Origin of the sequence: Flagellimonas sp. CMM7, from assembly GCF_021390195.1 — a bacterium.
GTDB lineage: Bacteria > Bacteroidota > Bacteroidia > Flavobacteriales > Flavobacteriaceae > Flagellimonas.
In genome coordinates this window covers 1123894-1147664 of sequence record NZ_CP090003.1, presented here as the reverse complement: position 1 = coordinate 1147664, position 23771 = coordinate 1123894, and the positions used below count along the sequence as shown (strand labels likewise).

General features: G+C 37.0%; 24 protein-coding genes and 1 tRNA gene. 14 read left to right on the top strand and 11 right to left on the bottom strand.

Features of this window, described 5'->3' with window-relative positions:
* The first annotated feature begins 4 nt into the window (after positions 1-4).
* Positions 5-1228, top strand: a complete 1224-nt coding sequence (gene odhB / locus LV704_RS05245; protein ID WP_163421395.1) for a 2-oxoglutarate dehydrogenase complex dihydrolipoyllysine-residue succinyltransferase — start codon at positions 5-7, stop codon at positions 1226-1228.
* Here odhB and LV704_RS05240 read toward each other — a convergent pair.
* A complete protein-coding gene (locus LV704_RS05240; RefSeq protein WP_163421396.1) occupies positions 1217-1657 on the bottom strand; it encodes a retropepsin-like aspartic protease in 441 nt (146 codons plus the stop codon). The two genes, odhB and LV704_RS05240, sit on opposite strands and share 12 nt — an antisense overlap.
* A gap of 37 nt (positions 1658-1694) precedes the next feature.
* Between LV704_RS05240 and LV704_RS05235 the strand changes: the two genes are divergently transcribed.
* The 8 genes from LV704_RS05235 (at position 1695) to LV704_RS05200 (ending at position 6829) form a co-directional block, all read left to right on the top strand.
* Positions 1695-2462 (top strand): TatD family hydrolase, encoded by a 768-nt coding sequence (locus tag LV704_RS05235; RefSeq protein WP_163421397.1) that lies wholly within the window; start codon positions 1695-1697, stop codon positions 2460-2462.
* A gap of 7 nt (positions 2463-2469) precedes the next feature.
* The gene (locus LV704_RS05230; protein ID WP_163421398.1) at positions 2470-3501 is read left to right on the top strand and encodes an asparaginase; all 1032 of its coding nucleotides are present in this window, start codon (positions 2470-2472) and stop codon (positions 3499-3501) included.
* 66 nt (positions 3502-3567) lie between these two features.
* Positions 3568-3655: transfer RNA gene (locus LV704_RS05225), tRNA-Ser, on the top strand.
* A 78-nt stretch (positions 3656-3733) separates the two neighbouring features.
* Positions 3734-4468 carry a MotA/TolQ/ExbB proton channel family protein gene (locus LV704_RS05220; RefSeq protein ID WP_163421399.1) on the top strand — a complete coding sequence of 245 codons (735 nt, stop codon included), beginning with the start codon at positions 3734-3736 and terminating at the stop codon, positions 4466-4468.
* Positions 4469-4495: 27 nt separating this feature from the next.
* Entirely contained in the window at positions 4496-4933 is a 438-nt protein-coding gene (locus LV704_RS05215; protein ID WP_163421400.1) for a hypothetical protein, read from the top strand.
* Positions 4934-4945: 12 nt separating this feature from the next.
* Complete coding sequence (locus LV704_RS05210; protein ID WP_163421401.1) at positions 4946-5554, top strand: biopolymer transporter ExbD; 609 nt, start codon at positions 4946-4948, stop codon at positions 5552-5554.
* Positions 5555-5565: 11 nt separating this feature from the next.
* Positions 5566-6048: a biopolymer transporter ExbD gene (locus LV704_RS05205; protein WP_163421402.1), complete on the top strand. Its 483-nt coding sequence runs from the start codon at positions 5566-5568 to the stop codon at positions 6046-6048.
* 76 nt (positions 6049-6124) lie between these two features.
* The gene (locus LV704_RS05200; RefSeq protein ID WP_163421403.1) at positions 6125-6829 is read left to right on the top strand and encodes a porin family protein; all 705 of its coding nucleotides are present in this window, start codon (positions 6125-6127) and stop codon (positions 6827-6829) included.
* On the opposite strand, the gene LV704_RS05195 is transcribed toward LV704_RS05200, so the two are convergent.
* The 6 genes from LV704_RS05195 to pyrH form a co-directional block, all read right to left on the bottom strand.
* Positions 6824-7429, bottom strand: a complete 606-nt coding sequence (locus LV704_RS05195; protein ID WP_163421404.1) for a hypothetical protein — start codon at positions 7427-7429, stop codon at positions 6824-6826. The genes LV704_RS05200 and LV704_RS05195 overlap by 6 nt on opposite strands.
* On the bottom strand, positions 7429-8886 hold the full coding sequence (rpoN, locus tag LV704_RS05190; protein ID WP_163421405.1) for an RNA polymerase factor sigma-54: 1458 nt from the start codon (positions 8884-8886) through the stop codon (positions 7429-7431). Before rpoN ends, LV704_RS05195 begins: the two co-directional genes overlap by 1 nt.
* 42 nt (positions 8887-8928) lie before the next feature.
* Positions 8929-10362 carry an asparagine--tRNA ligase gene (asnS, locus tag LV704_RS05185; RefSeq protein ID WP_163421406.1) on the bottom strand — a complete coding sequence of 478 codons (1434 nt, stop codon included), beginning with the start codon at positions 10360-10362 and terminating at the stop codon, positions 8929-8931.
* A gap of 91 nt (positions 10363-10453) precedes the next feature.
* Positions 10454-12850, bottom strand: a complete 2397-nt coding sequence (locus LV704_RS05180) for an RND family transporter (protein ID WP_163421407.1) — start codon at positions 12848-12850, stop codon at positions 10454-10456.
* Between the two features lie 77 nt (positions 12851-12927).
* A complete protein-coding gene (frr, locus tag LV704_RS05175; protein WP_163421408.1) occupies positions 12928-13482 on the bottom strand; it encodes a ribosome recycling factor in 555 nt (184 codons plus the stop codon).
* A 41-nt stretch (positions 13483-13523) separates the two neighbouring features.
* Entirely contained in the window at positions 13524-14231 is a 708-nt protein-coding gene (pyrH, locus tag LV704_RS05170; protein WP_163421409.1) for a UMP kinase, read from the bottom strand.
* A gap of 166 nt (positions 14232-14397) precedes the next feature.
* On the opposite strand from pyrH, the gene LV704_RS05165 reads away from it, so the two are divergent.
* The 4 genes from LV704_RS05165 to LV704_RS05150 all read left to right on the top strand — a co-directional run bounded on the left by LV704_RS05165 (position 14398) and on the right by LV704_RS05150 (position 17499).
* Positions 14398-14952 (top strand): RNA polymerase sigma factor, encoded by a 555-nt coding sequence (locus tag LV704_RS05165; RefSeq protein WP_205597868.1) that lies wholly within the window; start codon positions 14398-14400, stop codon positions 14950-14952.
* A 2-nt stretch (positions 14953-14954) separates the two neighbouring features.
* Entirely contained in the window at positions 14955-15752 is a 798-nt protein-coding gene (locus LV704_RS05160) for a HEAT repeat domain-containing protein (RefSeq protein WP_163421410.1), read from the top strand.
* Positions 15753-15815: 63 nt separating this feature from the next.
* Positions 15816-16679, top strand: coding sequence for a DUF4097 family beta strand repeat-containing protein (locus tag LV704_RS05155; RefSeq protein WP_163421411.1), 864 nt, complete (start codon positions 15816-15818; stop codon positions 16677-16679).
* A 4-nt stretch (positions 16680-16683) separates the two neighbouring features.
* Positions 16684-17499, top strand: a complete 816-nt coding sequence (locus tag LV704_RS05150; RefSeq protein ID WP_163421412.1) for a DUF4097 family beta strand repeat-containing protein — start codon at positions 16684-16686, stop codon at positions 17497-17499.
* A 77-nt stretch (positions 17500-17576) separates the two neighbouring features.
* Here the strand turns inward: LV704_RS05150 and tsf are convergent, their stop codons facing one another.
* From tsf to rplM, 4 genes are all read right to left on the bottom strand, one after another.
* A complete protein-coding gene (gene tsf, locus LV704_RS05145) occupies positions 17577-18542 on the bottom strand; it encodes a translation elongation factor Ts (RefSeq protein WP_163421413.1) in 966 nt (321 codons plus the stop codon).
* An 80-nt stretch (positions 18543-18622) separates the two neighbouring features.
* Positions 18623-19810 carry a 30S ribosomal protein S2 gene (rpsB, locus tag LV704_RS05140; RefSeq protein WP_163421414.1) on the bottom strand — a complete coding sequence of 396 codons (1188 nt, stop codon included), beginning with the start codon at positions 19808-19810 and terminating at the stop codon, positions 18623-18625.
* A 212-nt stretch (positions 19811-20022) separates the two neighbouring features.
* On the bottom strand, positions 20023-20409 hold the full coding sequence (rpsI, locus tag LV704_RS05135) for a 30S ribosomal protein S9 (RefSeq protein WP_163421415.1): 387 nt from the start codon (positions 20407-20409) through the stop codon (positions 20023-20025).
* Positions 20409-20864, bottom strand: a complete 456-nt coding sequence (rplM, locus tag LV704_RS05130; protein WP_163421416.1) for a 50S ribosomal protein L13 — start codon at positions 20862-20864, stop codon at positions 20409-20411. The genes rpsI and rplM overlap by 1 nt, the downstream gene beginning before the upstream one ends.
* A 248-nt stretch (positions 20865-21112) precedes the next feature.
* On the opposite strand from rplM, the gene LV704_RS05125 reads away from it, so the two are divergent.
* The gene (locus LV704_RS05125; protein ID WP_163421417.1) at positions 21113-23764 is read left to right on the top strand and encodes a DUF5916 domain-containing protein; all 2652 of its coding nucleotides are present in this window, start codon (positions 21113-21115) and stop codon (positions 23762-23764) included.
* Positions 23765-23771: the final 7 nt, after the last annotated feature.

The following is a 23771-nucleotide window of genomic DNA, read 5'->3' as shown; positions in this document are numbered from 1 at the left end:
TAAGATGGTTTTAGAAATGAAAGTTCCCTCACCAGGGGAATCCATTACAGAAGTGGAAATTGCAGAATGGTTGGTGCAAGATGGAGACTATGTAGAAAAAGATCAGGCAATAGCTGAAGTGGATTCAGATAAAGCAACTTTAGAACTTCCTGCGGAAGAAAGTGGTACTATTACACTGAAAGCAGAGGAAGGTGATGCTGTTGCAGTGGGCGAGGTAGTGTGTCTTATAGACACCAGTGCAGCTAAACCAGAAGGAGATTCAGCTGCAGCACCAGCAGTTAAAGAAGAAGCCAAGGAAGAATCAGTAAAAGTGGAAGCTTCAAAACCAGCTGAAGTAAAGAAGGAGACGTATGCGTCAGGGACTCCATCACCAGCTGCAAAGAAAATTCTTGATGAAAAAGGAATTGATCCTACTGCGGTTTCGGGTTCTGGAAGAGATGGTCGTATTACTAAGGAAGATGCTGTAAAAGCGGTTCCTTCTATGGGGTCACCGACTGGAGGAAGCAGAGGTGAATCTCGTTCTAAACTTTCCATGCTTAGAAGAAAAGTTGCAGAACGTTTGGTTGCGGCCAAGAACGAAACTGCTATGTTGACCACTTTTAATGAGGTTGATATGTCCCCAATCTTTGAATTGCGCAAGCAATACAAGGAGACTTTTAAAGAAAAACACGGTGTAAGTCTAGGCTTTATGTCTTTCTTTACAAAAGCAGTTGTTCGCGCATTGGAACTATATCCTGCCGTAAATTCTATGATAGATGGCAAGGAAATGCTGTCCTATGATTTTTGTGATATCAGTATAGCGGTTTCAGGCCCAAAAGGACTTATGGTACCAGTTATTAGAAATGCAGAAAACCTAACTTTTAGAGGTGTTGAAGCTGAGGTAAAACGTTTGGCAATAAGAGCTAGAGAAGGGGAGATTACTGTAGATGAGATGACAGGAGGTACATTTACCATCACCAATGGTGGTGTATTTGGTTCCATGTTGTCTACACCCATTATAAACCCACCGCAAAGCGCTATCCTAGGAATGCACAATATTGTGGAGCGTCCAATTGCTAAAGATGGGCAAGTTGTTATTGCGCCGATCATGTATGTGGCACTTTCTTATGACCATAGAATCATTGATGGCAAAGAGTCTGTAGGGTTCTTGGTCGCGGTTAAAGAAGCTTTGGAAAGTCCTGAGGAATTATTGATGGATGGGAATGTGAAAAAGGCTTTAGAGCTTTAAATAGAGACACTTTTTTTCGTAATCAATAACAGCCTTACCTTTTTTAAGGACATCACCACCTATAATGCCATCCACAGGTAATGCATTATGGGAAGTAAGTGCTTCATTGACATGGACCAAATCAAACAAGACAATTTTTTGCTTCTTCTTTTTCCAGTCGCCAATCTGAATCTTGTTTTTGGAAGAGACCAAGGTTTCCATTTCCGTGGCTCCAGCCCCGGCTGCTTTAATATCAGAAACTTCAGAAACCATTTTAAAAAAATCAATTTTATCCATACCAACACATGTGTTGGAAGCTCCAGTATCTAGAATAAATCGACCAGAAACACCATTGATTTTAGCCACTATTTCAAAATGATTGGTTTCTGTCAAGACCAAAGGGATACGAATATAACTTTTTGAGAACAGAAACTTTTTGAGGGATTTCATCAACTATTTTTATTAAAGATAAACCTATTTTTGCTTTATGGTTATAACAGATACGCATACACATTTATACAGCGAAGCTTTTGATGAAGATCGTGATGCAATGATAAAAACAGCTATAGAAGCTGGCGTAAAGCGCTTTTTTATTCCTGCAATAGATTCCGCCTATACCCAAGCTATGCTGGACTTGGAGGCTGCGTATCCAGAAAACGTTCATTTAATGATGGGGCTTCATCCTACTTCTGTAAAAGAAAACTATGAAGAGGAGTTGGTCCATGTGGAGAAGATGCTTTCAGAAAGAAATTTTTGTGCCGTTGGGGAAATTGGGATTGATCTCTATTGGGACAAAAGCTTTTTAAGGCAACAACAAGATGCTTTTGTACGTCAGATTCAACTTGCAAAAAAGTATCAGCTTCCCATTGTAATTCACTGCCGGGAATCTTTTGATGAAATCTTTGAGATTTTGGAACAGGAAAAAGCAGAAGATCTCCATGGAATTTTTCATTGTTTTACGGGTACTTTGGAGCACGCCCATAAAGCTATATCATATAATATGAAATTGGGGATAGGTGGAGTGGTCACTTTTAAAAATGGAAAAATTGATACATTTTTAAATGAAGTGGATTTGCAACACATTGTTTTAGAAACAGATTCGCCTTATTTAGCGCCGGTTCCATACAGGGGAAAGCGGAACGAAAGCTCCTATATAATTAAGGTATTGGAAAAACTTGCTTTGGTGTATGGTATAGATCAAGAGGAGATTGCTTCAGTAACAACGAATAATTCCAAAAAGGTTTTTGGTATTTAGAACTCATATGAAAAACAAAACAAATATTCTGCTCATTTATACCGGAGGTACCATCGGTATGATAAAGGATTATAAAACGGGAGCATTAAAAGCCTTTAATTTTGATGAGTTGGTTGGAAATATTCCAGAACTCAACCAATTGGATTGCAGTATAAAGGGAATATCTTTTGAAGAACCAATAGATTCTTCTAACATGAATCCCGATCATTGGGCAACAATAGCATCAATGATTGAAGATAATTATAAACTTTATGATGGTTTTGTGGTGCTGCACGGAAGTGATACCATGAGCTATTCGGCCTCTGCTTTGAGTTTTATGTTGGAAAATCTTTCAAAACCGGTAATCTTTACGGGATCTCAGCTTCCCATTGGGGATTTACGGACTGATGCGAAAGAGAATTTGATCACATCCATTCAAATAGCTGCACTAAAAGAAAAGGGAAGGCCAGTTGTGCAAGAAGTAGGGCTATATTTTGAATATAAATTGTATCGGGCAAATAGAACAACCAAAATTAATGCAGAACATTTTGAAGCTTTTGCTTCTCTAAACCACCCGCCATTAGTTGAATCAGGGGTGCATTTAAAAGTTCATGATTCATACCTTGCTAAAAGACATCATAAAGGAAAAATCTTACGAGTCCATAAGAGAATGGATGATAATATAGTGGTATTAAAGCTTTTTCCAGGTCTTAATAGGTCTGTGCTAACGGGCATTTTACATATACCTGGGTTAAAAGCGGTAATATTAGAAACCTATGGAGCTGGAAATGCGCCAATGGATGATTGGTTTCTAAATGAACTGAGGGAAGCCATTGCCAGAGGGTTACATATTATTAATGTAACACAATGTTCTGGAGGTGGTGTTTCAATGGGACATTATGAGACCAGCGAAAAGCTAAAGGAGATGCAATTGATTAACGGAAAGGATATTACGACGGAAGCTGCTATAACAAAAGCTATGTATCTTTTGGGCAGTAATATTTCCGGTAAACTCTTTAAGACAATTTTTGAAACATCGCTCCGTGGTGAAATGCACTAAAATTAACGCCTCAAATTTCATTAACTAATTATTTTTTTGTTTATTGCTCGGCCTAACTATAATAATAGAGAGGTGGCCGAGTGGTCGAAGGCGCACGCCTGGAAAGTGTGTATACACCAAAAGTGTATCGAGGGTTCGAATCCCTTCCTCTCTGCTAGGTATTTTAATTTTTCAATTATAAAATTTTTATATCTTTAACATTATTAACTAACTAAATTTAAGTTTGAAAGAGATGAAAAAAATATCCTCTACTCTGGCTGTAGCCGGAATGTTTATTTTGGGAACTACGACTGCATCTGCAGCTATGTTACAAGAAGAAGCTGCGGCTCAGGCTAGCAAAGGTTTCACTCAAGTATTGAAAGAACAGTTTATTCAAGGGGGGCCTGCCTTCATGGGAATTGTACTGTTATGTTTGATTTTGGGATTAGCAGTTGCGATTGAAAGAATTATTTATTTGAATTTGGCCAGTACCAACTCGGCTAAGCTTAAACAACAAGTGGAAGATGCATTGGCTTCTGGCGGCATAGAAGCTGCAAAAGAAATATGCAGAAACACAAAAGGTCCTGTTGCTTCTATCTTCTACCAAGGATTGGATAGAGCTGGAGAAGGATTGGAATCTGCTGAAAAAGCTGTTGTTGCTTATGGTGGAGTTCAAATGGGACAATTAGAGAAAAACGTTTCTTGGTTGTCTTTATTTATTGCTATTGCACCAATGCTTGGATTTATGGGTACGGTAATCGGTATGATTGCTGCCTTCCAGAAAATTGCTGCAGTAGGTAACTTGAGTGCATCTCTAATTGCAGGAGATATTCAAGTAGCGTTATTGACAACGGTATTTGGTTTGATCACTGCGATTATTCTTCAAATTTTCTATAACTATATTATTGCAAAAATCGATAGTATCGTAAACGACATGGAAGACTCCTCTATATCTTTAATAGATATGTTGGCAGCACACAAAAAGTAATTACGAAATTTAAAACTATCGAGAGTCATGAATAAATTAATAAAAATAGCGCTTATTGCCATTGGGTTGATAGCTGCAGCATTGTGGTTCTTTATGCCATCTGCAGATGATCCGGATGCAATAAACAGTGGCGCGATGAACTTTATGTTCATTATCATGTATATTCTGTTGGCCATCGCGGTGATTGCAACAGTGTTTTTTGGACTTCAAAAATTGTTGGCCACACCAGGTAGCCTTAAAAAGGCATTATTTGGTATTGGTGGATTGGCAATTGTTGTTGCCATTTCTTACGGACTTTCTTCTGGAGAAGAAGCTAAAGAAGTTGCAGAATCTATGTCCAATCTTGGAGCTACGGAAGGTACGGTCAAGAATATAGGTATGGGATTAAATGTATTTTTTATCCTTACTGTTATTGCCGTTGCGCTTATGGTTATTCCAGGGTTGAAAAAAATGTTTGTTAAGTAAAAATATATAATTATGCCTAGAAGAAAAGGAGCACCAGAAGTGAATGCCGGTTCTATGGCAGACATAGCTTTCTTATTACTTATCTTTTTCTTGGTTACTACAACCATTGAGACGGATGCAGGATTAGATCGTATGTTGCCTCCAATGGATCCGCCAGATGATATTGATGTGGTTATTAAGCAGAAAAATATTTTTACTGTTAACATCAATAGAAATGGTCAATTATTGGTAGAAGATGATTTAATGGATTTAAAAAATCTTAGAGCTGCTGCTGTTGCTTTTTTGGAAAATGGCGGTGATGGATCATGTAACTATTGCAAAGGTAGAAAGGATTTAGCTTCATCAGATAATCCGGAAAAAGCGATTATTTCCCTAAAGAATGATAGGGAAACTAAGTATGCTACCTATATTACTGTACAGAATGAGTTGGTTGGCGCATATAATGATTTGCGTAACCGTGAGGCTCAACGTTTGTATGGTGATGATTTCACGAGTATGGAGGCAGAATATCTGAATCCAGAAACACCTAAATCCGTACGTGATGATCTTAAGGACAAAGTAAAGCGCATTCAAGAAATGTTTCCTCAGAAACTTTCCGAAGCGGAAACATCAACTAACTAAAGTATAATCATATGTCAAAGTTTGCAAAAAAGAAAGATGGTGATTTGCCAGCGGTTTCAACTGCTTCATTACCAGATATCGTATTTATGCTACTGTTCTTTTTTATGACGGTTACTACGATGAAAGATAGTTCTTTGATGGTTGAAAATACGCTTCCTAATGCAACGGAAATTAAGAAATTGGAGAAGAAGGACAGGGTAATTTATATCTATGTGGGTAAGCCTACAAGAGAATATCAAAAGGTTTTTGGAACTGAGCCAAAAATTCAATTGAACGATAAATATGCCAATGTGGATGAAGTAGGTTCTTATATTCTTGCAGAGCGCGCTAAGAAACCTCAAGAAATACAAAATGTATTAACTACCGCTTTAAAGGTTGATAAAGAAGCCAATATGGGTCTTATCGCTGATATTAAGCAACAATTAAGAGAAGTAAACGCCTTAAAAGTCAACTATACGACTTATGAAGGAAATGCTTTTAATAATTTACAGTAAGCAATAACTTAGATTTAGTGAAAACGTCCCAAATTATAAATTTGGGACGTTTTTTATTTTAAAACGAAAACATGACATGTTAGTTGGGACAACAAAATATTTTAACTGTGTTGCTTTTTTATTGTTTTCAATTTTTGGAAGCGCACAATCTGGTTTCAATAATACATCTAATAAGTCGTCTGAATATTTTGAAGATCAATTTTACATTGGTTTGGGATATAACTTTCTATTGGAAAAACCGTCCGATGTAGTTCAGAGAAGTCTATCATATAACCTGCAAACAGGTTTTATAAAGGACATTCCATTTAATCAACGAAGGAATTTTGGTATTGGAATAGGTTTGGGCTATGCCACAAATTCATACTACAGTAATATAGTGGCTAGTGAAGTTGGCAATAACATAGTTTATAGAGTCTCGGATACTTCAGATTTTGAAAGAAACAAGTTGGAAACCCATGCTATTGAGATTCCGTTAGAATTAAGATGGCGGACATCAACAGCTGATGAATATAAATTTTGGAGAATCTATGCAGGAGCTAAATTAGGGTACGTTTTTTCTGGTAGCTCTAGGATGGTAAGCGATACGAATACAATGCGCTTTTCCAATGATGATATTCAGAGCTTTCAATATGGACTACAATTAAACTTTGGATATAACACCTGGAATGTTCAAGCCTACTATAGTCTAAATCCATTGTTGGAAGATGGAACTGCACTTGAGACCGGGGAGGCTATTGATATTCGTGTACTTAGAATAGGTATAATTTTCTACATCCTATAGCCAGTACTTTAGAATAATAAGTTGAGAACATGTCCCAATAAGGAATCCTATCAACAATTCGTTTTTACTATGTGCATTAAGGTATAATCTAGATGTAGTAACTAATCCCGTCAATAAAGTAAAAATACTAATGGCCAGAGTAATGTTTATTTCAAAGTGAATGCTTAAGCCTATCATAAACATCAAAAGACTACCCATCCCCAAAAGATGGATACTTGCTTTAAATTTAAGGAACAAGAGTATTAGTGCTGCTCCTGTTGCTGTTAAAAGCCCAGTGAAAAAATAAAATAACTCATGAATATAGTTGTTCGGGATGACCTTGTACAAAATCATCAATAATAAGATGCAACTAATGTAAAGAGGGTACTTTCGTTCTTTTACTGTAGGTAAAAAAATGGAGCTGATTATCCCTAAGTTTTTAAGAATAAGAAAAAATATTATTGGGATGATTACGGTAAGAATAAAAATAGGTAGAATATTTCCACTTTGAATCTCTAATGAACTGTATTTTGGTGTCACCAAAAAGTAAAGTAATGTTCCTCCAATTGGGGTGAACAATGGATGGAAAATATAGGAGATAATATTATGGAAATGGCGCATTAAATTTGCTTTCTTAGCCTAGCCACTGGGATTCCCAATTGCTCTCTATATTTAGCAACAGTTCGTCTTGCAATTGGATAGCCTCGTTCTTTCAGAATTTTTGCCAGTTTATCGTCCGTTAAAGGTTTTTTCTTTAGCTCTTCTCCAATAACAGTTTCCAGTATCTTTTTAATTTCTTTTGTTGATACGTCTTCTCCTTGTTCATTCTTCATAGACTCAGAAAAGTACTCCTTAATCAATTTTGTTCCGTAAGGCGTATCAACATATTTACTATTGGCAACTCTTGACACTGTGGAGACATCCATATGTATCTGATCAGCAATGTCCTTTAAGATCATAGGGCGTAGCTTGCGTTCATCACCACTTAAAAAATAATCTTTCTGATAGTTCATGATGGTGCTCATGGTTATGTACAAGGTCTGCTGACGTTGTTTAATAGCATCTATGAACCACTTTGCCGCATCTAATTTTTGTTTTATAAAGAGAACGGTATCTTTTTGGGATTTTGATTTCTCCTTAGAATTTTTATACCCTTCCAACATATTGTTGTAATCTCTAGAAACATGAAGTTCAGGGGCGTTTCTACCGTTTAGGGTTAATTCCAATTCACCTTCAACTATCTTAATGGAGAAATCAGGAACAATATGTTCAATGATTCTTGTGTTACCAGCATAAGACCCCCCGGGTTTAGGGTTCAGTTTTTCAATTTCTGAAATAGCATCTTTAAGTTGATCTTCATTAATATGATGCTTTTGAAGTAATTTGGAATAATGTTTTTTAGTGAATTGCTCGAAAGATTTTTCCAGAATGGAAATGGCAAGTTCAACAGCTGGATTTTTCTCCTTACGCTTCAGCTGAATAATAAGGCATTCCCCCAGTGATCTGGCAGCTACTCCTGGCGGGTCCAATTCCTGAACCATTTTAAGGACACTATTAATCTTATTTTCCTCAACATAAATATTCTGGGTAAAAGCAAGATCATCCATAATATCGGAAAGCGGTCTGCGTATATAACCACTTTCATCTACACTGCCCACCAAAAACTCTGCAATGGCCCACTCTTCATCATCTAGATAAACCGTATTAAGTTGGTTGATCAAGTATTGGTTAAAAGAAGTTCCAGAAGCATACGGAATACTTTTTTCATCATCGTCTGGACTATAGTTGCTTGTCTGTGTTCTATAGTCGGGAATCTCATCGTCACTTAAATAATCATCAATATTGATTTCTTCTGCTGCAATGGTCTCGCTATCAGCACTATCATCGTAAGTATCCTCAAAACCTTCATCCATGGTTTCACTTTCGGCTTTTCCACTCTCCAGAGCAGGATTTTCCTCGAGTTCTTGTTTTAAGCGTTGTTCAAAAGCCTGTGTAGGCAGCTGAATTAGCTTCATAAGTTGTATCTGCTGCGGAGACAACTTTTGGGAAAGCTTAAACTGTAGATGTTGTTTTAGCATAAGGATATTTAATCTTCCTTCTTATAAATTTAAGAATTCAATTTAGAACTCAGCATTCTGGGGGGTTCTTGGGTAAGGGATAACGTCCCTAATGTTCCCCATTCCAGTGGCAAATTGCACCATACGTTCAAAACCAAGGCCAAATCCACTGTGAACAGCGGTGCCAAAACGTCTTAAATCCAAATACCACCAAAGTTCCTTTTCATCGATGTCCAAATCTTTAATTTTTTGTTGAAGTACATCTAAGCGCTCTTCACGTTGTGATCCTCCAACAATTTCTCCAATGCCTGGAAATAGCACATCCATAGCGCGTACGGTTTTTTCGTCCTCATTTAAACGCATATAAAAGGCCTTGATGTTTGCAGGGTAGTCAAAAAGAATTACAGGACACTTAAAGTGTTTTTCTACCAAGAAACGCTCATGCTCACTTTGTAAATCCGCTCCCCATTCATTAATTGGAAATTGGAATTTTTTCTTTTTGTTGGGTTTGCTATTTCTTAAAATATCAATTGCTTCCGTATAGGATACACGCTTGAAATTATTCTCAACAACAAACTTGAGCTTTTCTATAAGAGGCATTTCAGACCTCTCGTTTTGGGGTTTGGATTTTTCTTCATCTAGAAGTCGTTTTTCAAGAAACTCTAGATCATCCTTACAATTGTCCAGAACATATTGCAATATCCATTTGATAAAATCTTCCGAAAGATCCATATTGGCATCCAAATCATAGAAAGCCATTTCAGGTTCAATCATCCAAAACTCAGCTAAATGCCTTGAAGTATTGGAGTTTTCAGCTCTAAATGTTGGTCCAAAAGTATATACCTTACCTAGGCCCATGGCATAAGTCTCGGCTTCCAACTGTCCGGAAACGGTAAGATTGGTTTCCTTGCCAAAAAAATCGGTTGTATGATCTACATCGCCATTTTCATTTAAAGGTGTATTTTTTGGGTCCAAAGTGCTTACTCTAAACATTTCACCAGCACCCTCGGCATCAGAGCCGGTAATGATGGGAGCATGCATATAATAGAAACCATTTTGTTGAAAATAGCTGTGAACGGCAAAAGATAGTGCAGAACGAACGCGCATAACTGCTGAGAATGTGTTTGTGCGCACCCTAAGATGAGCTTTTTCCCTTAAAAACTCTAAAGAATGCTTTTTGGGTTGGATGGGATATGTTTCTGGATCGGCGGTGCCATGAACAAAAACATCAGTTGCTTGAATTTCTATACTTTGCCCTTTTCCTTGACTTTCCACAAGGCTTCCTGAAATTTTTAAAGCCGCACCCGTAGAGATTTGTTTGAGCAAATCTTCATCAAAATTTTCAAAATCTACAACGCATTGCAAATTGTGTATGGTCGAGCCATCGTTCAAGGCAATAAATCGGTTGCTTCTATATGTTTTTACCCATCCGTTTATTTCAACGGTATCTCCAATAGGTTGTTTGTTAAGCAGTTCTTTTATAGAATAAGAATTCATTTCAGGCTATCGTAAATTAAGCGGTAAAGATAGGTTTTTGATCAAAAAAGATAGCATAGGAATCAGCATATTTATGCAGATGCCAGAAGTGCTATTTGTCTTTGAGGTTGACCTCGTCTTTTGGTAAGATATCTATCTGTGGTTTTTTTAATACTTCCTTGTTGGCAATACTTCTTTCCAACGAAAGTAATAGTGACGGAAGTAAAATAAGATTGGCAAGCATTGCAAAGAGTAATGTAGCAGATACTAACCCTCCCAAAGCCTTGGTGCCACCAAAACTGGAAATGATGAATACAGAGAACCCAAAGAACAGTACAATGGACGTGTAGAACATGCTAACACCAGTTTCTCGCAATGCAGCATACACGGATTTCTTTATTTGCCAGCGATTAGCAGCCAATTCTTGCCGGTACTTTGCTAAAAAGTGAATTGTATCATCCACAGAAATTCCAAAGGCAATACTAAATACAAGAATGGTGGACGGTTTTATAGGAACTCCAAGGTACCCCATTAATCCTGCGGTAATAACTAATGGGAGAAGGTTGGGAACCAAAGAAATTATGATCATTCTAAAGGAACGAAATAAATAAGCCATGAATAGGGAAATCAACCCTATGGCCAATGCCAATGAAAGCAAGAGGTTTTTTACTAGATATTTGGTGCCTTTTAAAAACAACAATGCTTTACCGGTCATAAAGACATTGTATCGTTCTTTTGGAAAAAACTTGGCTATGGATTGTAACATGTCCTGCTCAATTTCCTCCATGCGGTCTATTTTTACATCACGCATAAAAGTGGTGACTCGAGCAGTTTGGCCTGTACTGTCTACAAAACTTTCCAGAAGATTGCCATCATTGGATGATTTTCTTGCCACATCCATAATGAATGTGTTTTCTTGAGAGGTGGGTAATTGGTAATATTTTGGAATTCCATTATAAAAGGCTTGTTTGGAATACTTGACCAAATTGACCAATGAAATAGGCTTGGAAAGCTCAGGGGTCTCTTCAATGACTGTTCCCAATTGATCGATCCTTTTTAAGGTAGCGGGTTTAATAGCTCCATTTTTTCGTTTGGTATCTACCACAATTTCCATTGGCATAATTCCATCAAACTCTTCTTCAAAGAATCGTATGTCCTTAAAATAATGAGTGTCTTTAGGTAGATCTTCAATCCTACTTCCTGTAATTTCTATTTGATAAATTCCGATGATACTTAAAATAAGGACAATCACGGAAGTGATATAAACTCCTATTCTGTGGTGCCTAACCATCCTTTCCATCCAATCAACAAAAAAGTCAATCCATTTTTTGTTCAGATGTTTTAGATGCTTGTTTTTAGGAAGTGGCATAAAGCTGTAGAGAATCGGAATAATCAACAAGGATAAAATGAAAATTCCAATGATGTTAATGGATGCCACGATACCAAATTCTTTGAGCAAATCACTATCCAAAATAATAAACGTTGCAAAGCCCGAAGCAGTGGTGATGTTGGTCATGAGTGTGGCATTCCCTATTTTGGAAATTACTCTTTGCAACGACAATGCCTGGTTGCCATGTTTTTTAACTTCTTGCTGATATTTATTGATCAGGAATATACAATTGGGTATTCCTATTACAATGATCAATGGAGGAATTAGAGCGGTTAGGATGGTGATTTCATATTTAAAAAGGCCCAGAATACCAAAGGCCCACATGACTCCAATAATTACAACACACATGGATATTAATGTGGCCCTAAAGCTTCTAAAGAAGAAAAAGAAAATAATAGAGGTGACTAATAATGCGGCTCCTATAAAAATTCCAATTTCGTCTACAATGGACTTTGTGTTCCATGTACGTATATAGGGCATGCCGGATACTCGTACATCGAGATTGGTTTCCTCTTCAAAGTTTTTTACAAGCTCGGCAAGATCATTTAAGATGAATTCATTCCGCACTGCAGTATTCATAATGTCCTTATCCAAGTAAGCGATGGTTTGTATGGTACCGCTTTTTGGGTTGTAAATTAGATTGTCATAAAAAGGCAGCTCTTCAAAGAGGTGATTTTTTAATTGTTCTACTTCAGCTTTGGTTTTTGGTGAATCCTTAATAAAAGGCTCCATGATAAATTCCTGCTTTTCATCATCTTTGACCAAAACCTTAAGATTGTCTGTAGATACAACAAAGTCAATTTCTGGAAATGCTTCTAGTTGTTTGCTGAGTTTGTTCCAGCGATTAAATTTACTTGGTGTAAAGAGAGAGGAATCCCTAATGGCAAGAACTATGGCGTTTCCTTCTTCTCCAAATATATTTTTAAACGCATTGTATTGAACGGTAGCCGGATGATCATCTGGAAGAATATTTGCTTCCGTATTGGAAAACTGCATGTTTTTCCATTGTAATCCTAAAAAAACGGTGAAAGCAGCAACCCCAAGTAGAATAAGGATTCTGTTACGAAGTATAATTCTTGCGACCTTAGGCCAAAATCCTTTAGTGAGCTTAGCTACCATATGGGTTTTATTCGGCGCAAAGGTAGAAAATGATCGGCTGTGTTCCTAAGGAAAGCAAATTGATAATCTGTAGAGATTTATACTTTCATTATTTCTGTTTCCTTAACCGCAAGAATGGCATCAACATTTTCGCTGTAAGTATCCGTAAGTTCCTGTATATCAACTTCGGCATTCTTCTGTAAATCTTCAGAGATATCTAGAGCCTTAATCTCTTTGTTAGCTTCTTGTCTTGCACTTCTAATACTAACTTTTGCATCTTCGGCTTCAGCTTTGGCTTGTTTTACCAATTGCACCCTGCGCTCTTCTGTTAAAGGAGGAACATTTATAATAATCATTTCACCATTGTTCATGGGGTTAAAGCCCAAGTTTGAATTTGTAATGGCTGTCTCTATGTCTTGAAGAATACTTTTTTCCCATGGTTGAACAGAAATGGTTCTTGCATCTGGAGTGTTGATATTTGATACTTGGGAAAGAGGAGTAACAGAACCATAATATTCTATCATTACAGTAGATAGCATTACAGGGCTTGCTTTGCCCGCACGAATCTTTACCAAAGCTTTTTCCAAATGGGAAATACTGCCATCCATACTTTCTTTGGCACTATCAATTACAAAAGTTACTTCTTCGTTCATAATTTTAAATTTTAATGATTGGCATCAAAGCGTATGCCAATTTAAACATTCACTACGGTTCCAATATTTTCTCCAGAAACTATTTTCATAAGGTTGCCTCTTGTGTTCATATCAAAGACCACAATAGGAAGTTCGTTTTCTTGACTTAATGTAAAAGCTGTTGTGTCCATCACTTTTAGACCTTTGGATAGGACATCAGTAAAAGATATGCTATCGAATTTAGTAGCATTTTTATCCTTCTCTGGATCCGATGTGTAGATACCATCTACTCGAGTTCCTTTTAGGATAACATCTGCTTTTATTTCTATTGCTCTTAAAACTGCTGCAGAATCTGTAGTGAAGTATGGGTTGCCAGTTCCACCGCCGAAAATAACAACTCTTCCTTTTTCTAAATGACGTATGGCTCTTCTTCTTATAAAAGGTTCCGCTACTTCATTGATTTTTATGGCTGATTGAAGTCTGGTCTCCACTCCTTGAAGTTCTAAGGCGCTTTGTAAAGCTAGCCCATTTATGACAGTTGCCAGCATACCCATATGATCGCCCTGCACACGATCCATTCCTTGGCTAGCACCAGAAAGTCCTCTAAAAATGTTTCCTCCCCCAATTACTATGGCTACTTCAATTCCCTTTGCGATCACAGCTTTAATATCTTCAGCGTATTCTGATAGCCGCTCTGGATCTATACCGTATTGTTGTTCGCCCATTAAGGCTTCGCCGCTAAGTTTTAAAAGAATTCTCTTGTATTGCATTTAGGATGTGTTGAAGTCCGGACAAAAATAATCAAAATTATTTATGGGGAATTACCTGAAAAAGTAATGATTGAAGAATAAAATGAACAAAAAAGTTATACATTCTGTAACCTTTTCAAAAAACTAAAGTATATCCTTCAACAAGCAACAAAAAAACGACACCAAATTGCAAAACCTAACTGATAACGGCTTAATGCTAAAAGTGAAAAATGGGGACTTGGATAAATTGGGCCTGCTGTATGAGCGACACAAAAAAAGGTTGTTTGGTTTCTTTTACAATTTGGGGAATAACCCTTCGGTGAGCGAGGATTTGGTTCAAAATGTATTCATTAGAATTTTAAAGTATAGGAAATCATATATAGGAGAGGGGTCGTTTACAGCATGGATGTTTAGAATGGCAAGAAATGTAAATTACGATTATCATATAAAAAGTTCGAAAGAGAAGATATCCACTGGTATTTCTCCGGAGGATGTAAGGGCGGAAACCGATGATCATATTAATGAAGAAATTGAAAAGAAGGGAAATAATGTTTTGCTAAAACAGGCTTTGGCCAAGCTGCCAGAGGAAAAACGAGAGTTATTAATTCTGAGTAAATATAGAGAGTTGAAGTTCAGTGAAATAGCCCAGATCGTTGGGTGTACAGAGAACGCGGCCAAAGTACGAGTGCATAGGGCGCTTAAGGATTTAAGGACAATTTTTTCACAATTGGAAATTGCATAGAAATGATGAACAAGGAAAAGTTTGAAACGCAGGCTATAGATTATATGTCTGGAATAATGTCTGAGGATGAGAAAAGGAATTTTGAAAAGTTTCTTGAGGAGAACTCAGAGTATACAGACCAATTTGATGAATTGGCAAGTACATGGAAAATGATGAATAAGTTGGATGCTCCAGAACCTTCCCCAAAAATGGATGAAACTTTCTTTGAGATGCTTTCCAGCGAGGTTGAAAAAACGAATAGCAAAAATGGTTGGGAAACTCTTATGGAAGGGTTGATGATGATTTTTAAGCCACAATTGGCCTATGGCATTTTATTGTTGGGAATAGGGTTGGGAATAGGATATTATATGAACTCTTCGGACAATACAAATTCAGTTAAGAACATAGTATCCAATGAAGAAACCGAAGATGTAAGACAAAAACTGGTTTTGACTCTTCTGGAGCAACCATCTGCAAATCAAAGATTGCAAGGTGTAAGTGAAGCAAATAAATTTGAAGATGTAGATGAAATGGTAATTAAGGCATTATTGCAAACACTGAACAACGATTCTAATGTAAATGTAAGATTGGCGGCCATAGAATCTTTAACAAATTATGTGGATAAACCTTTGGTTAGACAAGGGTTGGTGAAATCCATTCCAAATCAAGAGTCTCCAATTTTACAGGTAACATTGGCAAACTTAATGGTCGCATTACAAGAAAAGGCCTCGGTTGAACCTTTTAAGCAGTTATTAAAGGAAAAACAATTGGACACCACAGTGCAGAAAAAAATAGAGAATTCTATAGAATCAATAATCTAGTTTATTTATCAATCCACCCTATTTTGGGATAAATCAAATCACGAACAGTCAAATTTAAAAACAATGAAGCATTTAATTTTTATGGTGTGCCTATCCTCGGTTGTGGGGATACAGTGCACAAAAGCGCAACAAGAAAAGTTTACAGAACAAATCAAAAAAGAAATTCCATTTTCCAACAGCACCGAAAATACTTTGGTTATTAAAAATGTCTTTGGTTCAATATTGGTTGAAGGATATAATGGAAGTCAAATTGTTTTGGAGGTTGAAAAAACAATAACTGCTGATAATACTTCAGGTTTAGAGTTGGGGAAGCAGGAGCTAGAGCTCAAAGTTATTCAAGAGGCAAATAGGGTGGTGTTTCATCCAGATGCACCATACATACAATTTGACAAGGATAATCTTAGATATAATTGGTGTAATAATTATGAAGAACCCCAATATGGGCATAAATTGAACTTTAAGGTAAAGGTTCCCCATTCAATTAAAATTGATGTTAGTACTGTAAATGATGGAGAGGTTTTAGTGGAAAACACAAAAGGTAATACGGTAATTGCTGAAAACATAAATGGCGGAATCACTTTGACCAATATAACTGGTAAAACTTGGGTGGACTGTATTAATGGAGGAGTAAATATTTCATATTCCAGCAACCCTAAAAGCTCATCTAGATATTATTCTTTAAACGGGGATATCAATATTTCATATCAAAAAGCACTTTCAGCCAATATTTCATTTAAAAGCATGAATGGCGAAATGTTCACTGATTTTGATATTAACAAACAATTTATGCAAGCTGATAAAAAGACAGGTAATGAAAATAGAGCAAAATATAAATACGAAGCCAAACCAATAGTTCAGATTGGAGATGGCAAGGTGGATTTTGATTTTGAAACACTAAACGGAAATGTATTCATCAAAAAAATATAGAGTCATGAAAAATGCAAGATTAATTACTGTGTTGGCAGCATTGTTTGTTATGTGCAGTGTGATTGCCCAAGAAAAAAGCATCGATTTGTTTTCGGTTCCTTTAAGTAACCCAAGTAGTCGAGGAAAGTTGGTCATAGATCAAATATCTGGTTCGATCCATGTTGAAGCTTATGAAGGTAATGAGGTGGTGATAAAAGCTTCCTTTGAAAGCGAAAAGAGGCATTATAAAGAAAAAAACAAGCACAATGGCATGAAGCGTATTGAAGGGTCTTCTATGGCCATAAGTGCTGAAGAAAAGAACAATGTTGTTCAAGTAATTAATGAGCAATGGAACAAAGTCACCAATTTAGAAGTAAAGGTTCCTAAGAACTTCTCCCTTAAGCTTTCTACAGTCAATGATGGAAATATTTCGGTAAAAGGTGTTAATGGAGAAATGGAAATAAGTAATGTCAATGGAGAAATTACGTTAGAATCGGTAAGTGGTTCAGCTTCTACGGATACTGTAAATGGGGATATTACGGTTTACTTCAATAGTATTACAAAAGATGCAAATATGGCCTTTAGTAGTTTAAATGGAGACGTGGATATTACTTTCCCAAGTTCTCTTAAAGCAGATGTAAAGGCGAAATCTGATATGGGGGAAATCTTCACTGATTTTGATATGCAAATAGCAGCCAACAAACCGGAGGTGAATAAAAACAATTCTTCAGGGACTTATAAAGTTAAGATAGAGCAATGGGTGAGGGGAAAGATTAATGGCGGCGGTCCAGAGATGCTGTTTAAGACTTTTAATGGTGATATTTTGATAAAGTCAAAATGATAGAGACATTGTATTGATTTAAACAAAAAGCCCGTTTCCTTTAAGAAACGGGCTTTTTAAAATTAAAATATTGTATGTTATCCTACAGTAGCACGTTTAAAACCTGTTACTGAAACATCTCCGTGAGACTCAACGTATTTTGCTACACTGATTTTCTCATCTTTAATGAAGTTCTGATCTAAAAGACATTGTTCTTGATCCAGAGTAGTGTTGTCAGAAATAAATCTTTCCATTTTACCTGGAAGAATTTTGTCCCAAATCTGTTCTGGTTTTCCTTCGGCCTTTAATTGCGCTTTAGCATCTTCTTCGGCTTTGGCCATAACTTCATCAGTCAATTGAGCCATTGAAATATACTGTGGAACGTTTTTCAGTGTTTTTCCTAAACGTCCAAGTTCGATATTGTCTTTTTCAATTACAGCAATTCTAGCCTCTGTTTCAGCAGTAACAAATTCAGTATCAAAATCTTTATAGGACAAGGTTGTGGCACCCATAGAAGCAACTTGCATAGAAACATCTTTTGCAAGAACATCAGCAGTGTCCACAGCAGCGGATAAGCCAACTAGGGCAGCAATTTTGTTAATGTGTACATAACTGCCAACGTAAGGAGCTTCCAATTTTTCAAAAGCGGTAATACCTAGTTTTTCGCCAATAACACCGGTTTGTTCTATTAACTTATCGGTTACGGTCATTCCTCCAAAATCAGAAGCTAAAAATTCTTCTTTTGTGTTATAGTCTAGAGCTTTTTCTGCCAATTCGTTAGCTAGGGCGATAAAGTTTTCGTTCTTTCCAACAAAATCTGTTTCGCAGCCTAATACTAAAGCGACACCAACAGTTTTATCAGCGTTTACTTTTGCTATTGCAGCACCTTCAGAAGAATCCCTATCTGCTCTTTTGGCAGCTATCTTTTGTCCTTTTTTGCGAAGAATCTCAATTGCTTTATCAAAGTCACCTTCAGCTTCAACTAATGCATTTTTACAATCCATCATTCCGGCTCCAGTAGCTTTTCTTAATTTATTTACTTCAGCGGCGGTAATTTTTGCCATTTTTTCTCTATTTAAAAATTTATGTAAAGTAAAACACTATGCAGGTGTTTTGTTTTAGGTGAATGTTAAACAATCATGGGTTATTCAACACCACCTTTGGTGTTGTCTTGCCATTCTTTTAACTCATCCCATTTGCCATCAGCAGCCATTTGAGCTTGCTTTGGCCAAGATGTTGGGTCTAAATGAGCCATTCTTGAGCTAGCCTCTGTCAAAATTTCTTTTACCTTTTCTGGGTCTGCTTTTGCAAGATCTCCATAGGTGGCGATACCACTGTTGGTCAATGCTTCTGCAGCTTTAGGGCCGATACCTTCAACTTTAGTTAAATCGTCAGCTTTGGACTTCGCGGCTTTCTTTGGTTTTTTCTCCTCAGCTTTAGGCTCCGCCTTAACTTCCTCAACAACTTCTTCCACTTTTTCTGCAACAGGCTCAGCTACTTCTTTGGCTGCAATGGGCTCTTTCGCCTTTTCTTCTTTTTCTGCAACAGGTTTGGCTTCTTCTTTAGCAACAGCAGGTTCTTTCGCTTTTGCTGGAGCTTTATCTGCTACTGGAGCATCTTTAGCCTCTTCTTGTTTGTCATTTTTTCGCTCAGATAGACCTTCTGCTACTGCATTGGTCACCTCTGTCATTATCACCTCAATAGACTTTCCAGCATCATCATTTGCAGGAATTACATAGTCTACTGGTCTTGGATCAGAGTTAGTATCCACTATTGCAAAAATTGGGATATTCAATTTTTGAGCTTCTTTTACAGCAATGTGCTCACGCATGGTATCCACTATAAAAATAGCACCAGGAAGTCTAGTCATATCAGAAATAGAACCTAAGTTCTTCTCTAATTTGGCTCTTAAACGGTCAACTTGCAGTCTTTCTTTTTTTGAAAGTGTTTTGAACGTGCCATCCTTCTTCATTCTATCAATAGCCGCCATTTTCTTAACAGCTTTACGAATGGTAACAAAGTTGGTCAACATACCACCTGGCCATCTTTCAGTAATATAGGGCATGTTTACGTTGGATACTTTTTCTGCAACAATATCCTTAGCTTGTTTCTTTGTAGCTACAAAAAGAATTTTTCTTCCGGATGCAGCAATCTTTTTAAGTGCCTCATTGGCCTCATCAAGTTTTGCTACAGTTTTGTAGAGATTGATAACGTGAATTCCGTTACGCTCCATGTAGATGTAAGGAGACATGTTCGGATTCCATTTTCTTGTTAGGTGTCCAAAATGCACACCTGCTTCTAGTAAGTCTTTAACTTCAATTTTACTTGCCATTTCTTGTAAATTAGTTTACGTTCCGTTGTATTAGCAATGAATTGGTGGTCCCAGAAATCTGTTCGCCCTATTCATTTAGATGCTAAACTAAATTCCAAAAAGTCGATTTTTGCTCTTTGGAACAACGACAACTTGGTTAAAATATTAACCCTGAAACAATTTCAGGGTTTTCAATGAACTTTATATAATAAGATACAAACGTATCTGTAATATTAACGTTTAGAGAACTGGAATTTCTTACGGGCTTTCTTCTGACCGAATTTCTTTCTTTCCACCATTCTTGGGTCTCTTGTCAGCAAACCTTCAGGTTTAAGAGCAGTTCTGTTCTCTTCATCAATCTCGCACATTACTCTTGATAATGCTAAACGAACAGCTTCTGCCTGACCTGTGATTCCGCCTCCATATACATTTACTTTTACATCGTAACTGTCTTCAGTATTGGTCAATGCAAAAGGTTGCTTCACTTTATATTGTAATGTAGCTGTTGTAAAGTAGTCTTTTAAGTCTCTTTTATTAATCGTAATGTTTCCTTTTCCTTCAGAAACATAAACTCTTGCTACTGCTGTTTTTCTTCTACCAATCTTATGAACCACTTCCATTATTTGTAGTCGTTTAAGTTTATTGCTTTTGGTTTTTGTGCTTCTTGTCCGTGCTCTGCACCAACATATACTTTTAGGTTTCTGAACAACTCAGCCCCTAGTTTGTTTTTTGGAAGCATTCCCTTAATAGATTTTTCAATAATTCTCTCCGGATGCTTGTCCAATAATTCTTGAGCAGTAGTAGAACGCTGTCCACCCGGATAACCAGTGTACCTTGAGTACGTTTTATCTTCCCACTTGTTCCCTGTCATGGTGATTTTCTCAGCATTGATAACTATTACATTATCACCACAATCAACATGAGGAGTAAAATTTGGCTTATGTTTCCCTCTAAGTAGCTTGGCTACTTTTGACGCGAACCTTCCTAACGTTTCTCCCTCAGCATCAACTAATAACCATTGCTTGTCAACGGTAGATTTATTGGCAGAAATAGTCTTATAACTTAATGTATCCACTTCTTGAATATTATTGATTTAAATACCTATCCCGATAAACGGGCTGCAAATGTACGATTATTAGATTGAATTCCAAATGGTTGATTGGGAATATTTTCTAGTTTTTCCATTGGCCTTTATTTGCCAAAATAATGAGGCTGGTATCATGGTGGTTTTTTGTTAAAAAAGGTATAAAATTTAACGGTACTGTAACTGTCTCATTTTTCTTCGGTCTTTAAGGTACCTAATCAAATCAAAAAACGAATTAAGTGAAACAATCAACCATATTCTTCACGCTCCTATTTTTTTCTGTTTATCTAAATGCTCAAGACTCAACTGAAGTTGTCCCAAAAAAAATTTATGTAACAAAACCAATTGAAAACGAAACCCCTCCGCTTGTAGATGGTCTATTAAATGATGAAGCGTGGAATCTTGTGGAGTGGGCTGGAGAGTATGTGGAATTTCAGCCAGATGAGAATACCTCGCCTAGTTATCAAACCAAATTTAAAATTGTATATGATAGCAAGAACCTATATATAGGTGTACGTTGCTATGATGCTGAACCTGATAAAATTGTAAAACGGTTATCGCGGAGAGATGGTTTTGAAGGAGATTGGATAGAATTTAATATAGATAGTTATCATGATAAGCGAACTGCATTTTCTTTTACGGCTACCGTTGCTGGGGTTAAAGGGGATGAGTTTGTTTCCAATAACGGGAATGATTGGGATGGTAGTTGGAATCCAATATGGTATACCAAAACAAATGTAGATGAAGAAGGTTGGACAGCTGAACTAAGGATTCCTTTGAGTCAGTTAAAGTTTGGTGGCGAGGAAAATCAAGTTTGGGGGTTACAATCTACACGAAGATTCTTTAGAGCAGAAGAACGTTCACTTTGGCAGCGAAAGCCTATAGATACACCGGGATGGGTAAGTGAATTTGGGGAACTTCATGGACTCAAGAATATAGAGCCTCAAAAACAATTGGAGATTCAGCCTTATACAGTTGCCAGTGGTGAAACCTATGAGGCGGAAGAAGGAAACCCTTTTAGGGATGGTAACGAAAATGATATCACCGTTGGCCTGGATGCTAAAATTGGGGTCACCAATGATTTAACGCTGGATTTAACGGTTAACCCTGATTTTGGACAAGTTGAAGCTGATCCATCAGCAATAGCTTTGGATGGTTTTCAGATTTTCTTTAGGGAACAAAGGCCATTTTTTGTGGAGAACAAAAACATTTTTGATTTCAACGTTTCGGAATCTGAAGCAGGTAATACTTTTGGTTTTGATAATGTGTTCTATTCTAGACGTATAGGTCGCAGTCCTCAAGGTTCACCGGATACAGAAGATAATGAGTTTGTAGATCAGCCAGATAATACCCCAATTATTGGCGCAGCAAAGTTTAGTGGCAAAACAAAAAATGGATGGGCCTTAGGTGTGCTGGAAAGCGTGACTTCAAAAAGATATGCGACTATTAGTGCTGAGAATGGGAATCGCCGACGAGAAATGGTGGAACCTTTAACTAATTATTTTGTTGGGAGAGCTCAGAAAGATTTTAATGACAGAAACTCTTACTTAGGTGTAATTTTTACAGCTGCAAATAGAGATAATTTAACGGAAGAACTTAATTTTTTACATAAATCAGCCTACACGGGAGGTATTGATTTTAAACATCAATGGAATAACAGGGATTGGTATGTAGAAGGCAATGTTATTTTGAGTAGTGTTAACGGGAGTGAAGAGGCCATAAAAAATACGCAAGAGTCCATTACACACCTGTTTCAACGTGTGGGTGCTGATCATGTTGCACTGGATTCTACCAGGACTTCATTGACTGGAAGTGGAGGTAATGTTCAGATTGGTAAGATTGGTAATGGTCATTGGAAGTTTGAAACAGGGGGTACATGGCGGTCTCCGGAATTGGAATTAAACGATTTGGGTTTTCAACGACAAGCTGATGATATTAGACATTATACTTGGATTGGCTACCAAACACTAAAACCCGATAGTACATTTAGAAGAGTAGGTATAAATTACAATCACTGGAGTGCTTGGGATTTTAATGGTAACCATAATAGTTTACGGTTTAATACGAATAGCTGGCAAAACTGGAAAAACAATTGGTTTTCTAACTTTGGATTTAACTATGCACCTATTCAATATTCCAATTTTGCATTAAGAGGAGGTCCAAGATTGAGACAATCACAGGAAATAAGTTTTTGGAACAGCATTAGAACGGATAGTCGCAAAAAGCTTCGCTTTAATATATTTCATAGGGGACAAAAGGCAGTGGATAACTCATATAAGTCTTATTTTGTTGAAGCGGGGGTTACTTATCAGCCCATAAATGCAATACGTATTTCTGCATTTCCTTCCGTTAGAATCAATAATGACAGGTTACAGTTCATTGATAATTTTGATGATGTAAACGGTTCACCAAGATATCTTAATGGAGAAATTAATCAACGAACCTTGAGTATGTCATTTCGGTTAAACTACACTATCAATCCAAATTTGACCATTCAATATTGGGGACAACCCTTTATATCAAGAGGTCGATATTCCAATTTTAAACATGTTACTGATGCATCAGCAAAGCTGTTTGAAAATAGGTTTACAGGGTATAATGTTAATCAGCTTTCTTTGGTAGACGATACTTACTCGGTGGATGAAGATCTAAACGGAGTGGAAGATTTTAGTTTTGATGACCCAGATTTTTCCTTTGTTCAATTTCGTTCCAATTTGGTAATACGGTGGGAGTATATTCCGGGATCGGAAATTTTTCTGGTATGGTCTCAAGATGTATCGCAAGATGGTGACCCCTCCGCAGGATTGCTATCCAGTTTAGGAGATAACATTTTTGGTCAAAAGCCTCAAAATATCTTTTTACTAAAGGCTACGTATAGATTTGTGCTTTAGGGAGCTT

What these genes read in the sequence shown, in the direction of transcription:
- LV704_RS05160 (WP_163421410.1), top strand. Translation starts at nt 14,955, where the DNA reads ATGATGAACAAGGAAAAGTTTGAAACGCAGGCTATAGATTATATGTCT.
- odhB (WP_163421395.1), top strand. Translation starts at nt 5, where the DNA reads ATGGTTTTAGAAATGAAAGTTCCCTCACCAGGGGAATCCATTACAGAA.
- LV704_RS05150 (WP_163421412.1), top strand. Translation starts at nt 16,684, where the DNA reads ATGAAAAATGCAAGATTAATTACTGTGTTGGCAGCATTGTTTGTTATG.
- LV704_RS05220 (WP_163421399.1), top strand. Translation starts at nt 3,734, where the DNA reads ATGAAAAAAATATCCTCTACTCTGGCTGTAGCCGGAATGTTTATTTTG.
- LV704_RS05195 (WP_163421404.1), bottom strand. Translation starts at nt 7,429, where the DNA reads ATGCGCCATTTCCATAATATTATCTCCTATATTTTCCATCCATTGTTC.
- LV704_RS05200 (WP_163421403.1), top strand. Translation starts at nt 6,125, where the DNA reads ATGTTAGTTGGGACAACAAAATATTTTAACTGTGTTGCTTTTTTATTG.
- LV704_RS05155 (WP_163421411.1), top strand. Translation starts at nt 15,816, where the DNA reads ATGAAGCATTTAATTTTTATGGTGTGCCTATCCTCGGTTGTGGGGATA.
- LV704_RS05240 (WP_163421396.1), bottom strand. Translation starts at nt 1,657, where the DNA reads ATGAAATCCCTCAAAAAGTTTCTGTTCTCAAAAAGTTATATTCGTATC.
- asnS (WP_163421406.1), bottom strand. Translation starts at nt 10,362, where the DNA reads ATGAATTCTTATTCTATAAAAGAACTGCTTAACAAACAACCTATTGGA.
- pyrH (WP_163421409.1), bottom strand. Translation starts at nt 14,231, where the DNA reads ATGCAATACAAGAGAATTCTTTTAAAACTTAGCGGCGAAGCCTTAATG.
- LV704_RS05230 (WP_163421398.1), top strand. Translation starts at nt 2,470, where the DNA reads ATGAAAAACAAAACAAATATTCTGCTCATTTATACCGGAGGTACCATC.
- rpsB (WP_163421414.1), bottom strand. Translation starts at nt 19,810, where the DNA reads ATGGCAAGTAAAATTGAAGTTAAAGACTTACTAGAAGCAGGTGTGCAT.
- LV704_RS05180 (WP_163421407.1), bottom strand. Translation starts at nt 12,850, where the DNA reads ATGGTAGCTAAGCTCACTAAAGGATTTTGGCCTAAGGTCGCAAGAATT.
- LV704_RS05235 (WP_163421397.1), top strand. Translation starts at nt 1,695, where the DNA reads ATGGTTATAACAGATACGCATACACATTTATACAGCGAAGCTTTTGAT.
- LV704_RS05205 (WP_163421402.1), top strand. Translation starts at nt 5,566, where the DNA reads ATGTCAAAGTTTGCAAAAAAGAAAGATGGTGATTTGCCAGCGGTTTCA.
- rpoN (WP_163421405.1), bottom strand. Translation starts at nt 8,886, where the DNA reads ATGCTAAAACAACATCTACAGTTTAAGCTTTCCCAAAAGTTGTCTCCG.
- rpsI (WP_163421415.1), bottom strand. Translation starts at nt 20,409, where the DNA reads ATGGAAGTGGTTCATAAGATTGGTAGAAGAAAAACAGCAGTAGCAAGA.
- frr (WP_163421408.1), bottom strand. Translation starts at nt 13,482, where the DNA reads ATGAACGAAGAAGTAACTTTTGTAATTGATAGTGCCAAAGAAAGTATG.
- LV704_RS05215 (WP_163421400.1), top strand. Translation starts at nt 4,496, where the DNA reads ATGAATAAATTAATAAAAATAGCGCTTATTGCCATTGGGTTGATAGCT.
- tsf (WP_163421413.1), bottom strand. Translation starts at nt 18,542, where the DNA reads ATGGCAAAAATTACCGCCGCTGAAGTAAATAAATTAAGAAAAGCTACT.
- LV704_RS05210 (WP_163421401.1), top strand. Translation starts at nt 4,946, where the DNA reads ATGCCTAGAAGAAAAGGAGCACCAGAAGTGAATGCCGGTTCTATGGCA.